This window comes from Pseudomonas sp. MDT1-85 (assembly GCF_054898065.1).
Genome location: NZ_CM142715.1, coordinates 2,253,111 through 2,266,519, shown reverse-complemented (window position 1 = coordinate 2,266,519; position 13,409 = coordinate 2,253,111). Strand labels below are relative to the sequence as shown.

Sequence of the window (13,409 nt, the reverse complement as noted above, 5' to 3'; positions counted from 1 at the left end):
ATTGAACGCACAGATCGCCCAGGGCCCTGAGAGCATCCCAAGCCAACTTATTAAAGGCAGACAAGAAGAATGAAAGCTTACGCCGTACCTTTCGAGAAGTTCGTCAACCTGGCCGACGCCCGTCTGGGCACCAAAATCATCTCGGTCACCGATGACTGGTTCGCAGACGCCAACCGTCTGTTCCAACCGACCCCGGCCGTGTGGAAGGAGGGCGTGTTCGATGACAACGGCAAGTGGATGGACGGCTGGGAGTCGCGCCGCAAGCGCTTCGAAGGCTACGACAGCGCGGTGATCCGCCTGGGCGTACCGGGCTCGATCAAAGGCGTGGACATCGACACTTCATTCTTCACCGGCAACTTCCCGCCGTCTGCTTCACTGGAAGCCTGCTTCCTGACTTCGGGCGAGCCCGACGAAAACACCCAATGGACTGAAGTGCTGTCGGCCGTCGAGCTGCAAGGCAACAGCCACCACTACCATGAAATCAACAACGACCAGGCGTTCAGCCATCTGCGTTTCAACATCTACCCGGATGGCGGCGTGGCCCGTCTGCGTGTTTACGGCATTCCCTACCGCGACTGGTCGGCTGTGGGCGACAACGAACAGATCGACCTGGCATCTGCCCTGAACGGCGGTCGCGCACTCGCCTGCTCCGACGAACACTTCGGCCGCATGAGCAACATCCTCAACCCGGGCCGTGGCATCAACATGGGCGATGGCTGGGAAACCGCACGTCGTCGCACGCCGGGCAATGACTGGGTGATCGTCGCGCTGGGTCATGCGGGCGAGATCGAGAAAGTCATCGTCGACACCTTGCACTTCAAGGGTAATTACCCGGACACCTGTTCGATTCAGGGTGCATTCGTGAAAGGCGGCACCGACAGCCAGATCGAAACCCAATCGCTGTTCTGGCGTGAACTGCTGCCAAGCCAGAAGCTGGAAATGCACGCCGAACACACCTTCGCCGAGCAGATCAAGGCACTGGGCCCGATCACCCATATCCGCCTGAACGTGTTCCCGGACGGTGGTGTGAGTCGCCTGCGGGTATTGGGCAAGGTAACTAAATAAGCGGCGCGCCCTTCGCGGGCAAGCCTCGCTCCTACAGGTATTACGCAAACCCTGTAGGAGCGAGGCTCGCCCGCGAAGACGCCAGATCAAACAACACAGAACTCAACGAAAAGAAGAACAGCATGCGCACATTGACGATTGAACCGCTGACCAAAGAAGCCTTCGCCCCTTTCGGTGACGTGATTGAAACCGACGGCAGCGATCACTTCATGATCAACAACGGTTCGACCATGCGCTTTCACAAACTGGCTGTGGTTGAAACCGCCACGCCAGAGGACAACGCGATCATCAGCATCTTCCGCGCCGACGCGCAGGACATGCCGCTGACCGTCTGCATGCTGGAGCGTCACCCGCTGGGCAGCCAGGCTTTCATTCCGCTGCTCGGCAACCCCTTTCTGATCGTGGTCGCGCCACTTGGCGATGAACCTGTATCAGGCTTGGTCCGCGCCTTCGTCACCAACGGCAGGCAGGGCATTAATTACCATCGCGGCGTCTGGCACCACCCGGTGCTGACGATCGAAAAGCGGGATGACTTCCTGGTGGTTGATCGCAGTGGCACAGGCAATAACTGCGATGAGCATTTTTTCAAAGAGGATGAGCGTTTGATCCTCGCCCCCCACCAATAAGAGAAGGTCTGATCACTCGACGACAGAGTGACAGGCGAGAGGTAAAGACTGTGGAAGCACATCTGTTGGAATGGCTGAACCTGAGCGTGCGCTGGGTTCACATGATCACTGGCGTGGCCTGGATCGGCGCGTCGTTCTATTTTGTCTGGCTGGAAAACAACCTCAATCGGGTCAACCCGAAAAACGGGCTGGCGGGCGATTTGTGGGCGATCCACGGCGGCGGTATCTACCACCTGGAAAAATACAAACTGGCTCCACCGACCATGCCGGACAACCTGCACTGGTTCAAATGGGAAGCCTACTTCACCTGGCTGTCGGGGGTCGCGCTGCTGTGCGTGGTGTTCTACTCCAACCCGACGCTGTACCTGCTCGCTCCGGGCAGCAGCCTGACCGGCCCTGAAGGTGTTCTGTTGGGTATCGGCTCGCTGTTCGTCGGCTGGTTTGTCTACTCCTTCCTCTGCGACTCGGCCCTGGGCAAACGCCCTGCCTTGCTCGGCTTCATCCTGTTCGTGCTGATCATCGGCGCGGCTTACGGCTTCAGCAAAGTGTTCAGCGGTCGTGGTGCGTACCTGCACGTCGGCGCGATCATCGGCACCATCATGGTCGGCAACGTGTTCCGCATCATCATGCCGGCGCAGCGCGCATTGGTGGCGGCGATCGCCGAGAACCGCACGCCCGATCCGGCGCTGCCGGCCAAAGGCTTGCTGCGCTCGCGGCACAACAACTACTTCACCTTGCCGGTGCTGTTCATCATGATCAGCAACCACTTTCCGAGCACTTACGGCAGCCAATACAACTGGCTGATCCTGGCCGGGATCGCGGTGCTGGCGGTGTTGGTGCGTCACTACTTCAACACCCGTCATGACAGCCACAAGTTTGCCTGGACCCTGCCTGCTGCGGCGGTCGGCATGATCTGCCTGGCCTACGTGACCGGGCCGGCACCGATGTCCAGCGCCCCTGAAGTGGCTAAGGCGCCTGGGACCATCGAGTACCAGCCGCTGCCGGAAACCGCACTCGGCGGTGGCAAGAAACCAGCTGAAGCTACACCGGCGACGGCCCCTGAAACTGCACCCGCCCAGGCGTCAAATGCCGGTCCTGCCTTCGACAAGGTGCACGACGTGATCCAGGAACGCTGCACGGTCTGCCATTCGGCCAAACCCACCAGCCCGCTGTTCAGCGCGGCGCCGGCGGGCGTGATGTTCGATACCCCGGAGCAAATCAAGCTCCAGGCCCCGCGCATCCAGGCCCAGGCTGTTGCCAGCCAGATCATGCCACTGGGCAACATCACCCAGATGACTCAGCAAGAGCGTGACTTGATTGGTGCGTGGATTGTTCAGGGGGCCCAGACCCAATAAGCAAAAAAAGTTTCGCGGGCAAGCCTCGCTCCTGTAGGAGCGAGGCTTGCCCGCGAATGGCCGCAACGCGGTCCACCTGACACAAATCACAAGAATAAAAAAGATCCGAGGTGTTGCATGTCCGAGCTATCCGAAGCCCGCATCCCCGACGCACCCGCCATTCAGCGTTTACCCCTTTTGCTTCCACCTGCGGTACTGGGCGGCGCGGCCATTGCGATGTTCGGCATGGTCGCCGCCACCGGGATCAAGATTCTTCAAGAGGCCGACATCGGTGACCGTCGCAACCAATTGCTGGTAGCGGTGAGCATCGGCATGGGGCTGATCCCGGTGGTACGCCCGGAATTCTTCGCGCACCTGCCGATGTGGATGAGCCCGATCACCCACAGCGGCATCGCCATGGCCACGTTGAGCGCCCTGGCGTTGAACCTGTTGTTCAACATTCTTGGCGGTCACGAGCGCACAACCGTCAACGACTGCCACGCCCACCCGCACTGACACCGTAAAGATAAACCCCTGTGGAAGCGAGCCTGCTCGCTCCCACAGGGGTGGCTGCCTGCGCCTCAAACAATAAAAACAAGAGGGAGCAACAGATGATTCGGACAAAAACCAGCGTGCTGTTGGGCTCTGGCCTGTTGGCCGCGAGCCAGGCCATGGCCAGCGATTTACTGCTGTGGCAAACCAATAGCCTGAGCTACCTGTACGGCAAAAATTTCGTGATCAACCCGTCGATCCAGCAGACGGTGACGTTCGAGCACGCCGACAAATGGAAGTACGGCGATAACTTCCTGTTCGTCGACAAGATCTTCTACAACGGCGAAGAAGACCGCAATAAAGGCCCCCATGCCTTTTATGGCGAATTCAGTCCACGTCTGTCCTTTGGCAAAATGCTCGACCGTCGTTTCGAGTTCGGCCCGGTCAAGGACGTGCTGCTGGCCATGACTTACGAGTATGGCGAAGGCGACAGCGAAGCGTATCTGATCGGCCCGGGCTTCGATCTGGCAGTGCCGGGTTTCAACTACTTCACCTTGAACTTCTATCGTCGCCAGACCGAAGGCCCACGCCCTGGCGATGGTGTCTGGCAGATCACACCATCCTGGTCCTACAGCGTAGCGCTGGGTAATTCGAACCTGTTGATCGATGGCTATCTGGACTGGGTGGTGGACAACGATCGCAACTCACGCGGCACTTACCACGCCAACCTGCACATCAATCCGCAGATCAAATACGACCTGGGCAAAGCGTTGGGCTGGGGCGATAAATTCGTCTACGTCGGCACCGAATACAGCTACTGGAAGAACAAGTACGGAATCCAGAACAGCGCCACCCTGGACACCCACCAAAACACCGCCAGCCTGCTGGTAAAGGTGCACTTTTAAGATGGCCCGCAACCCTGCCCCAAACCTGTTGCTGGTGCTCTGTTGCGGGGCACTTGAGCCATGGCGCGGGAGTCAGTATTCTCCGCGCCCGCCCGAATCCGCTCTAAAAAAAAGCGCGGACTTAATTCCTGACCAGAAAGCCAACTTATCCCGGCTCTGGACAGTATCAAGGCCTCTCGAATTGACGCTCAATCGACTGTTTTCGAACAGCCGAACGGGCGTTTTTTTGCTTTTCGAAAGCCTTGGCTCAGCTCTTGCTAACAGCATCAAAGCTGACCGAATGGATGATTTTTTACAGCAGCAAGAAAAGGCGCCACACCAGAGCGCCGACCTTAGAAAAATAACGTGGAACCACCTACTTTTTGGGAGCAACCGAATGAAACGTACGTGCACCAGCCTGATGCTCGCGGGATCCTTGTTGGCCGGGGGCCAGGCAATGGCCGGCGACTTGCTGCAATGGCAGAACAACAGCCTGACCTACCTCTATGGCAAGGACTTCCAGGTCAACCCGCGCATTCAGCAAACCGTCACCTTCGAGCACGCCGATGCCTGGAAATACGGGGATAACTTCTTCTTCCTCGACAAGATCTTCTACAACGGCGAAAAAGACTTCAACGCCGGCCCAAACACATATTACGGGGAGTTCCAGCCGCGTATTTCGCTGGGCAAGGTCCTCGACCAGAAGATCGAATTCGGCCCGATCAAAGACGTGCTGCTGGCCATGACGTACGAGTTCGGTGAGGGCGATACCGAGTCCTACCTGATCGGTCCGGGTTTCGACCTGGCGATTCCCGGGTTCGACTACTTCCAGCTGAACTTCTATCAGCGTCACACCGAGGGCAGCCGCCCGGGTGACAACGTCTGGCAGATCACCCCGGTCTGGTCTTACACCATTCCTGTGGGCGATTCGAACATCCTGATCGATGGTTTCATGGACTGGGTGGTCGATAACGACAAGAACAGCAAAGGCACTTACCACGCCAATTTGCACTTCAACCCACAGGTCAAATACGACTTGGGCAAAGCCCTGAACATTGGCGAGAAGCAGTTGTACGTCGGTGTCGAGTACGACTATTGGTCAGACAAGTACGGGATCAAGGACAGCCAGTACTTCAAGACTGATCAAAGCAACACGAGCTTGCTGGTGAAGTTCCACTTCTGATTTAAAGTCAAAAGATCGCAGGCTTCGCCAGCTCCTACGGACGTGCGCATCCGGGGTAGGAGCTGCCGCAGGCTGCGATCTTTTGCTTTATGACAACCCCAAAAACCGGCACAGCTCATCCCGCTTGGCCAACGCATCGCGCCGCCCCAGATCAATCAACTCGCTGCAATACCCCGCCTCGAACAGCAGATAACTCAGCACCCCCGCCCCGCTAGTCTTGGTCGCCCCCGGCCCGCGCAAAAACAAGCGCAAAGCCGCCGGTAATTCCTGGCGATGCCGCGCCGCAATTTCATCGATTGGCTGACTCGGCGAAATCACCAGCACTTCCACCGGCGCTGCTCCCAATGCACGACTCGGCGCGCCGTCAGGCAGCAGATGGCTGAACTGATTCAGACGCTGCAACAACTCGATGTCGCTTTCCAGGCTGTCGATGAACGTACTGTTGAGCATGTGCCCGCCGATTTGCGCCAGGGTCGGCTGCTGACCGGTGTAAGCGCGTTGCAACGGCTGTTGCGGGTCGATCCCACGCGGGTTGCCGCTGACGCCCACCACCAGCACGCGGCTGGCACCCAGGTGCAGGGCCGGACTGATCGGTGCTGATTGACGCACCGCGCCATCGCCGAAATATTCTTCGCCGATTTTCACCGGTGCAAACAGCAACGGAATCGCCGAACTGGCGAGCAAATGTTCGACGGTCAATTGTGTCGGCACGCCGATTCGCCGATGGCGCAACCAGGACTCGATGGTGCCGCCGCCCTGATAAAACGTGACGGCCTGACCGGACTCATAGCCAAACGCCGTGACCGCCACCGCCTTCAACTGCTTTTGCGCGATGGCCTCGGCAATGCCGGGCATGTGCAGTTTGTCGTTGAGTAAACCGCGTAGCGGCGAGCTGTTGAGCAGGGCCACTGGCACCGGGGCGCCAATGCCCATCAGATTGTGACTGACAAAACGGGTGGCTTGATGGATCACCCCCGGCCAGTCGCTGCGCAACACCAGATGGCTGCGAAAACCTTGCCAGAAGGCGGTCAGACGCTGAATCGCGCCACGAAAGTCCATTGCCCCACTGGCCAGGCTGACCGCGTTGATTGCGCCGGCCGAGGTGCCGACGATGACCGGAAACGGATTCGCCGCCCCCACCGGCAGCAACTCGGCAATCGCCGCCAGCACGCCCACCTGATAAGCCGCCCGAGCCCCGCCGCCGGAAAGTATCAACCCTGTAACCGGTTCAGCAGAACTCATCGCAACACTCCATGGTGCTTAAAGGGATCGGTGACTCAACCGCGTTTGGCGTACAGCTTCGGCTCGCCCGGTGGACGGGTCTTGAAGCGGCGATGTGCCCAGAGGTATTGCTCCGGGCATTCGCGCAAAGCACTTTCGACCCACTGGTTGATCCGGAGGCAGTCAGCCTCTTCCGTCTCGCCGGGAAAACCCTCGAGCGGCGCATGAATCACCAATCGATAACCGCTGCCGTCAGCCAGGCGTTGCTGAGTGAACGGCACTACCAGCGCTTTGCCCAGCCGTGCGAATTTGCTGGTGGCGGTGACGGTCGCCGCCTGAACCCCGAACAGCGGCACAAAGATACTTTGCTTGGCGCCATAGTCCTGATCCGGTGCGTACCAGATCGCTCGGCCTGCCCGCAACAGTTTGAGCATGCCACGCACATCGTCGCGCTCCACCGCCAGCGAGTCGAGGTTGTGCCGCTCGCGCCCACGACGCTGGATGTAGTCGAACAGCGGATTCTTGTGTTCGCGGTACATGCCATCAATGGTGTGCTGCTGACCGAGCAGCGCCGCGCCGATTTCCAGCGTGGTGAAATGCACGGCCATCAGAATCACGCCCTTGCCGTCGCGTTGGGCCTGCTTCAAATGCTCCAGGCCTTCGACATGGGCCAGTTTCGCCAGACGCTTGCGCGACCACCACCAGCTCATGGCCATCTCGAAGAAGGCGATGCCGGTGGAGGCGAAGTTTTCCTTGAGCAGACGCTTGCGCTCGGCGGCGGACTTTTCAGGGAAACACAGCTCAAGATTGCGCTTGGCGATGCGCCGTCGGTCGCCGGCCACTCGATACATCAATGCACCCAAGACGCGACCGACCGACAGCAACGCCGGATACGGCAACTGCACAATCAGCCACAACAGCCCCAAGCCACACCACAGCGGCCAGAAACGTGGAGAAAGAAATGCTGTTCGAAAACGCGGGCGATCCATTAAAGGTTCCGTCAGGACAATGGCCGCGCATTCTACATCGTTCGACCCGGCTTGCGGCCTGCGGGCGTTCTCGTTATAAGTCTCGGCACTTTTAGTGACAAGTCGTTGTATGCCGACCATGAGCCAAACCGAACCGCTAGACCAAGATCCCGTGTTCCAGTTGAAGGGCAGCATGCTCGCCATTACGGTGCTGGAACTGGCCCGTAACGACCTGGAGAACCTTGATCGGCAACTGGCCGCCAAGGTCGCCCAAGCGCCAAACTTCTTCAGCAATGCGCCGCTGGTCCTGGCCCTGGACAAACTTCCGGCCAGCGAAGGCTCGGTCGATCTTCCGGGGCTGATGCGCATCTGCCGCCAGCATGGCCTGCGCACCCTGGCGATCCGTGCCAGCCGCATCGAAGACATTGCCGCCGCTATCGCGGTCGATCTGCCGGTGTTGCCGCCGTCCGGCGCCCGTGAGCGCCCGCTCGACCCGCACGAAGGCACTGTGGTGAAAAAACCGGAAAAGCCACCGGAACCGACCATCAAACCGACCAAAATCATCACTTCGCCGGTACGCGGTGGCCAGCAAATTTATGCCCAGGGGTGCGATTTGGTGGTGATTTCATCGGTCAGCCCGGGGGCGGAACTTCTCGCCGATGGGAACATCCATGTATACGGCGCGATGCGCGGTCGTGTCTTGGCCGGCGTCAAAGGTGACACGAAAGCCAGGATTTTCTGTCAGCAAATGACCGCTGAACTGGTCTCCATCGCTGGCCACTACAAGGTTTCCGAGGATCTGCGTCGTGATCCATTGTGGGGCGCGGGCGTACAAGTCAGCCTGTCGGGCGACGTGTTGAACATCATTCGGCTTTAACGGATACTGCCGCATTTTCCAAGCATCTCTAAAACGTAGCGAAAACGGCTCAAACGAAGTAGGAAAAAGGCCAAAAGCAGTGTTTACCGCGGGTAAGCGCCGCTCAGAACCGGATTCCAGCCAAGGCTGTCCGACTGCAGTAGTTTTTCAAGAGATGTTTTTCAGGGGCTAAACGTCCTTTTTCCTTAGGGGTAAAACACCTTGGCCAAGATTCTCGTGGTTACATCCGGCAAGGGTGGTGTGGGTAAGACCACCACCAGCGCCGCTATCGGTACCGGCCTCGCTCTGCGTGGTCACAAAACAGTTATCGTCGACTTCGACGTCGGTTTGCGTAACCTCGACCTGATCATGGGTTGCGAGCGTCGCGTGGTGTATGACTTCGTCAACGTGGTAAACGGCGAAGCCAACCTGCAACAGGCTCTGATCAAAGACAAGCGTCTGGAAAACCTCTACGTACTGGCCGCCAGTCAGACCCGCGACAAAGACGCGCTGACTGTCGAAGGCGTCGAAAAGGTCCTGATGCAGCTCAAGGAAGACTTCGAATTCGTGGTCTGCGACTCCCCGGCGGGCATCGAGAAAGGCGCCCATCTGGCCATGTACTTCGCTGACGAAGCGATTGTCGTGACCAACCCGGAAGTCTCCTCCGTACGTGACTCGGACCGCATGCTGGGCCTGTTGGCCAGCAAGTCCCGTCGCGCCGAAAACGGCGAAGACCCGATCAAGGAACACTTGTTGCTGACTCGCTACAACCCTACACGCGTGAGCAACGGCGAAATGCTCGGCGTCGAAGACGTCAAGGACATCCTCGCGGTGACGCTGCTGGGCGTGATTCCGGAATCGCAAGCCGTCCTCAAAGCCTCCAACCAAGGCGTGCCAGTAATTCTCGACGACCAGAGCGACGCCGGTCAGGCGTACAGCGATGCGGTTGATCGTCTGCTGGGCAAAACCGTGGACCATCGTTTCCTCGATGTCGAGAAGAAGGGATTCTTCGAGCGACTTTTTGGAGGTAGGTAATGAACCTTTTTGACTTCTTTCGTGCCAGTAAAAAGGTCAGTACCGCGTCGGTAGCGAAAGAGCGTCTACAGATCATCGTGGCGCATGAACGCGGCCAGCGCAGTACGCCGGATTACCTGCCAGCCTTGCAGAAGGAACTGGTGGAAGTGATCCGCAAGTACGTCAATATCGGGTCCGATGACGTGCACGTCGCTCTGGAAAACCAGGGCAGTTGCTCGATCCTGGAACTCAATATCACCCTGCCAGATCGCTGAGTCGATCCGACAGGAGCCACGGCGGCTCAGGCTATTACGCACTCCGTAGGAGCGAAGCTTGCTCGCGAACACAGGCAACTCGGTGTATCTGATAGACCGAGGTGACGCATTCGCGAGCAAGCTTCGCTCCTACAGGGGCGGGGCCTGAGCCGCCGTTGGCGTTTGTTACGAGGCTGTTTTAATGCCGTTGTCCAACATCCGCATCATCCATCAGGACGCCGCCGTACTGGTGGTGGACAAACCGACCCTGTTGCTTTCCGTCCCTGGCCGGGCCGATGACAACAAGGACTGCCTGATTACGCGTCTGCAAGAAAACGGCTACCCGGAAGCGCGAATTGTCCATCGGCTGGACTGGGAAACCTCCGGCATCATTCTGTTGGCCCGTGACCCGGACACTCATCGCGAGCTGTCTCGGCAATTTCACGACCGCGAAACCGAAAAGGCCTACACAGCCCTGTGCTGGGGACAACCGGAACTGGACAGCGGCAGCATCGACCTGCCGCTGCGCTACGACCCGCCGACCAAGCCACGCCATGTGGTGGACCACGAATTTGGCAAGCATGCCCTGACATTCTGGCGCGTGCTGGAGCGTTGTGGCGATTGGTGCCGCGTCGAGCTGACGCCGATCACCGGCCGCTCTCACCAGTTGCGCGTACACATGCTGTCGATAGGTCACCCGCTGTTGGGTGATGGGCTCTATGCCCACCCGCAAGCCTTGGCCGCCTGGCCGCGCTTGTGCCTGCATGCGAGTATGCTGAGTTTTACCCACCCCCAAACGGGCGACCGCTTGCGTTTCGAATGCCCGGCACCGTTCTGAATCTGCCACATGGCGTCACCGCTTCAAAACGAGGATTGAACAGAATGAGTTGTACTGACTCCTTGGCAACGCCCGTCAAGAAAACCCGAAATCAGCTGCTTTATCTGATCTACGGTGATCAGGACGTTTATCGGCGCGAAGCCAAGTTCAGCATTTTGACTGCGCTTTCCCATGTGAAGAAAGGCGAACTGCCGTGCATCAGAATCCTGACGGATCGCCCGCAGGATTACGCCGACTGGCCGGTAGAAACCGTGCTCCTGACCGAGCAAACCCTGACCCTGTGGCAGGGTGAAAACGGCTATCACCATCGCCGCAAGGCCTGCGCCATGGCCGCTGGCCTTGCGCTTGCTGAAAAGACCCTGTTCGTCGATACCGACACCCTGTTCCTCAGCGACCCGAGTCTGATCTTCAATCAGATTGAGCCCGGGCACTATTTGATGGATCGCCTCGAATACAACTGGCGGGATGTCTGTGAGCGCCACGACTACCTGAAACTTGGCGAACAGCTACGCACTCACGGCATTACGCCAAACAACGGTTTCAAGCTGTATAACAGCGGGCTCTGCGGCGTGACCGACCGCGATACAGCGCTGTTCGAAACGTCGATCCAGTTGATCGATGAATGGACCCGCGGCAGCTTCGACATTCACACCATCGAGCAAATCGCCCTGTCGTTCGCGATGCGCGACAAACCGGTGCGTGAAGCGAGAAAATACGTCTATCACTACTTCGCGGAAAAACGCTTCTTCCATGCGATGCAGGCGCACTTCTTCTCCCAGCATGGCGAGCAGTTCAGCCAGAATCTGGTGGAACTGTGCCGCGATGTGCCGCGAGTCAAACCCGTTCCGTCGGCCTGGCAACGGCTGAAAATCAAATGGAAATTGCGCAACCAGAGCGGCGCCATGAGAAAAGTCGGTCGCGATCTGCTTTATGGCAGTGCAGCACCCGATCATCCGTACTACACGGTGTGCCGACACGAGTGGTGGGAATCCGCCTCGCGGGAGATTCTTCGCTGGAACCACACCCGTCAGAAACAGCTTCTGGGCACTCATCAAACTGACTGGCCCACACAACTGCCCAAGCCAGAAAAGCCTGAAGATGAACAGATCATCATGAAGTACCTGAAAGAACGGATAGCCGCCGCTCGCTGACTAACCTGCGAATGTCAGGCCCAAAGCCTTCAGCCAATACGTTAAACTCCCGGCCACTGCTGTCTGGAGTTTCTTATGCGCGAAGAGTTGAACCAAGGCCTGATCGACTTCCTCAAGGCCTCCCCTACCCCATTCCATGCCACTGCCAGCCTTGTTCAGCGTCTGGAAGCGGCCGGTTTTATGCGCCTCGACGAGCGCGAACCCTGGACCACTGAAGCCAACGGTCGTTACTACGTCACCCGTAACGACTCTTCGATCGTCGCGTTCAAAATGGGCCGTCATTCGCCCTTGCACGGCGGTATTCGTCTGGTCGGCGCGCACACCGACAGCCCGTGCCTGCGGGTCAAACCCCAGCCGGAACTGCAACGCCAAGGCTTCTGGCAACTGGGCGTCGAAGTGTATGGCGGTGCGCTGCTGGCGCCGTGGTTCGATCGTGATCTGTCTCTGGCCGGCCGCGTGACGTTCCGCCGTGATGGCAAGGTCGAGAGCCAGTTGATCGACTTCAAGGCACCGATCGCGATCATTCCGAACCTGGCCATTCACTTAAACCGCGAAGCCAATATGGGTTGGGCGATCAATGCCCAGACCGAACTGCCGCCGATCCTCGCGCAATTCGCCGGTGACGAGCGCGTGGACTTCCGCGCCGTGCTCACCGATCAATTGGCCCGCGAACACGGCCTGAACGCCGACGTGGTACTCGATTACGAGTTGAGCTTCTACGACACCCAAAGCGCTGCGGTCATTGGCCTGCACGGCGATTTCATTGCGGGCGCGCGCCTGGATAATTTGCTGTCGTGCTATGCCGGCCTGCAAGCCTTGCTGACGACCGAAACTGACGAAACCTGCGTGCTGGTCTGCAACGATCACGAAGAAGTCGGTTCCTGCTCGGCCTGTGGCGCCGACGGTCCAATGCTTGAGCAGACTCTGCGTCGTCTGTTGCCCGAAGGGGATGAATTCGTACGGACCATTCAGAAATCCCTGCTGGTCTCGGCCGACAACGCCCACGGCGTGCACCCGAATTATGCGGACAAGCACGATGCCAACCACGGTCCGAAACTCAACGCCGGCCCGGTGATCAAGGTCAACAGCAACCAGCGCTACGCCACCAACAGCGAAACCGCCGGGTTCTTCCGCCATTTGTGCATGGCCGAAGAAGTACCGGTGCAGAGCTTCGTGGTGCGCAGCGACATGGGCTGTGGCTCGACCATCGGCCCGATCACCGCCAGCCACCTGGGCGTGCGCACCGTGGACATCGGTTTGCCGACGTTCGCCATGCACTCGATCCGCGAGCTGTGTGGCAGCCATGACCTGGCACATCTGGTCAAAGTGTTGAGCGCGTTCTACGCCTGCCGCGAATTGCCGTAGTCCTCAAAGATCAGCTCCTACAGTGATCCCCTGTAGGAGCTGCCGCAGGCTGCGATCTTTTGATCTTGATTTTCAGCGCATTTGAAGACACCCAAAGATCAAGATCAAAAGATCGCAGCCTGCGGCAGCTCCTACGCCACACATCACCACTGCTCGCC

General features: G+C 58.7%; 13 protein-coding genes and 1 pseudogene. 12 read left to right on the top strand and 2 right to left on the bottom strand.

Going from position 1 to position 13,409, the window contains the following annotated elements; genetic code table 11:
- The first annotated feature begins 69 nt into the window (after nucleotides 1-69).
- The 6 genes and pseudogenes from alc to ACYZT2_RS10270 all read left to right on the top strand — a co-directional run bounded on the left by alc (nucleotide 70) and on the right by ACYZT2_RS10270 (nucleotide 5,584).
- Nucleotides 70-1,065, top strand: coding sequence for an allantoicase (gene alc / locus ACYZT2_RS10295; protein ID WP_461971822.1), 996 nt, complete (start codon nucleotides 70-72; stop codon nucleotides 1,063-1,065).
- 122 nt (nucleotides 1,066-1,187) lie between these two features.
- Nucleotides 1,188-1,691: an ureidoglycolate lyase gene (locus tag ACYZT2_RS10290; protein ID WP_454185447.1), complete on the top strand. Its 504-nt coding sequence runs from the start codon at nucleotides 1,188-1,190 to the stop codon at nucleotides 1,689-1,691.
- 50 nt (nucleotides 1,692-1,741) lie between these two features.
- Nucleotides 1,742-3,046, top strand: coding sequence for a urate hydroxylase PuuD (locus tag ACYZT2_RS10285; protein ID WP_461971819.1), 1,305 nt, complete (start codon nucleotides 1,742-1,744; stop codon nucleotides 3,044-3,046).
- 180 nt (nucleotides 3,047-3,226) lie between these two features.
- A pseudogene (locus ACYZT2_RS10280) lies at nucleotides 3,227-3,541 on the top strand (solute carrier family 23 protein); the annotation flags it as partial.
- Nucleotides 3,542-3,636: 95 nt separating this feature from the next.
- Complete coding sequence (locus tag ACYZT2_RS10275; RefSeq protein ID WP_461971817.1) at nucleotides 3,637-4,422, top strand: outer membrane protein OmpK; 786 nt, start codon at nucleotides 3,637-3,639, stop codon at nucleotides 4,420-4,422.
- A 376-nt stretch (nucleotides 4,423-4,798) separates the two neighbouring features.
- Nucleotides 4,799-5,584 carry an outer membrane protein OmpK gene (locus ACYZT2_RS10270; RefSeq protein ID WP_461971815.1) on the top strand — a complete coding sequence of 262 codons (786 nt, stop codon included), beginning with the start codon at nucleotides 4,799-4,801 and terminating at the stop codon, nucleotides 5,582-5,584.
- Nucleotides 5,585-5,671: 87 nt separating this feature from the next.
- On the opposite strand, the gene ACYZT2_RS10265 is transcribed toward ACYZT2_RS10270, so the two are convergent.
- Both ACYZT2_RS10265 and ACYZT2_RS10260 read right to left on the bottom strand, forming a co-directional pair.
- The gene (locus ACYZT2_RS10265; protein WP_461971813.1) at nucleotides 5,672-6,826 is read right to left on the bottom strand and encodes a patatin-like phospholipase family protein; all 1,155 of its coding nucleotides are present in this window, start codon (nucleotides 6,824-6,826) and stop codon (nucleotides 5,672-5,674) included.
- Between the two features lie 35 nt (nucleotides 6,827-6,861).
- Nucleotides 6,862-7,794, bottom strand: coding sequence for a lipid A biosynthesis lauroyl acyltransferase (locus ACYZT2_RS10260; RefSeq protein WP_461971811.1), 933 nt, complete (start codon nucleotides 7,792-7,794; stop codon nucleotides 6,862-6,864).
- Nucleotides 7,795-7,912: 118 nt separating this feature from the next.
- Between ACYZT2_RS10260 and minC the strand changes: the two genes are divergently transcribed.
- The 6 genes from minC (at nucleotide 7,913) to ACYZT2_RS10230 (ending at nucleotide 13,251) form a co-directional block, all read left to right on the top strand.
- The gene (minC, locus tag ACYZT2_RS10255; RefSeq protein ID WP_030131658.1) at nucleotides 7,913-8,650 is read left to right on the top strand and encodes a septum site-determining protein MinC; all 738 of its coding nucleotides are present in this window, start codon (nucleotides 7,913-7,915) and stop codon (nucleotides 8,648-8,650) included.
- Nucleotides 8,651-8,851: 201 nt separating this feature from the next.
- Nucleotides 8,852-9,664, top strand: coding sequence for a septum site-determining protein MinD (minD, locus tag ACYZT2_RS10250; RefSeq protein WP_038979761.1), 813 nt, complete (start codon nucleotides 8,852-8,854; stop codon nucleotides 9,662-9,664).
- The gene (minE, locus tag ACYZT2_RS10245) at nucleotides 9,664-9,918 is read left to right on the top strand and encodes a cell division topological specificity factor MinE (RefSeq protein WP_007898843.1); all 255 of its coding nucleotides are present in this window, start codon (nucleotides 9,664-9,666) and stop codon (nucleotides 9,916-9,918) included. The genes minD and minE overlap by 1 nt, the downstream gene beginning before the upstream one ends.
- A 181-nt stretch (nucleotides 9,919-10,099) precedes the next feature.
- Entirely contained in the window at nucleotides 10,100-10,735 is a 636-nt protein-coding gene (locus ACYZT2_RS10240) for an RluA family pseudouridine synthase (RefSeq protein WP_223487641.1), read from the top strand.
- Nucleotides 10,736-10,779: 44 nt separating this feature from the next.
- A complete protein-coding gene (locus ACYZT2_RS10235) occupies nucleotides 10,780-11,886 on the top strand; it encodes a hypothetical protein (protein ID WP_461971808.1) in 1,107 nt (368 codons plus the stop codon).
- A 75-nt stretch (nucleotides 11,887-11,961) separates the two neighbouring features.
- Complete coding sequence (locus ACYZT2_RS10230; protein WP_007898846.1) at nucleotides 11,962-13,251, top strand: M18 family aminopeptidase; 1,290 nt, start codon at nucleotides 11,962-11,964, stop codon at nucleotides 13,249-13,251.
- Nucleotides 13,252-13,409 lie beyond the last annotated feature (158 nt).

Coding starts and splice junctions, on each gene's coding strand:
- alc (WP_461971822.1), top strand. CDS start 70: ATGAAAGCTTACGCCGTACCTTTCGAGAAGTTCGTCAACCTGGCCGAC.
- ACYZT2_RS10290 (WP_454185447.1), top strand. CDS start 1,188: ATGCGCACATTGACGATTGAACCGCTGACCAAAGAAGCCTTCGCCCCT.
- ACYZT2_RS10275 (WP_461971817.1), top strand. CDS start 3,637: ATGATTCGGACAAAAACCAGCGTGCTGTTGGGCTCTGGCCTGTTGGCC.
- ACYZT2_RS10270 (WP_461971815.1), top strand. CDS start 4,799: ATGAAACGTACGTGCACCAGCCTGATGCTCGCGGGATCCTTGTTGGCC.
- ACYZT2_RS10265 (WP_461971813.1), bottom strand. CDS start 6,826: ATGAGTTCTGCTGAACCGGTTACAGGGTTGATACTTTCCGGCGGCGGG.
- ACYZT2_RS10260 (WP_461971811.1), bottom strand. CDS start 7,794: ATGGATCGCCCGCGTTTTCGAACAGCATTTCTTTCTCCACGTTTCTGG.
- minC (WP_030131658.1), top strand. CDS start 7,913: ATGAGCCAAACCGAACCGCTAGACCAAGATCCCGTGTTCCAGTTGAAG.
- minE (WP_007898843.1), top strand. CDS start 9,664: ATGAACCTTTTTGACTTCTTTCGTGCCAGTAAAAAGGTCAGTACCGCG.
- ACYZT2_RS10240 (WP_223487641.1), top strand. CDS start 10,100: ATGCCGTTGTCCAACATCCGCATCATCCATCAGGACGCCGCCGTACTG.
- ACYZT2_RS10235 (WP_461971808.1), top strand. CDS start 10,780: ATGAGTTGTACTGACTCCTTGGCAACGCCCGTCAAGAAAACCCGAAAT.
- ACYZT2_RS10230 (WP_007898846.1), top strand. CDS start 11,962: ATGCGCGAAGAGTTGAACCAAGGCCTGATCGACTTCCTCAAGGCCTCC.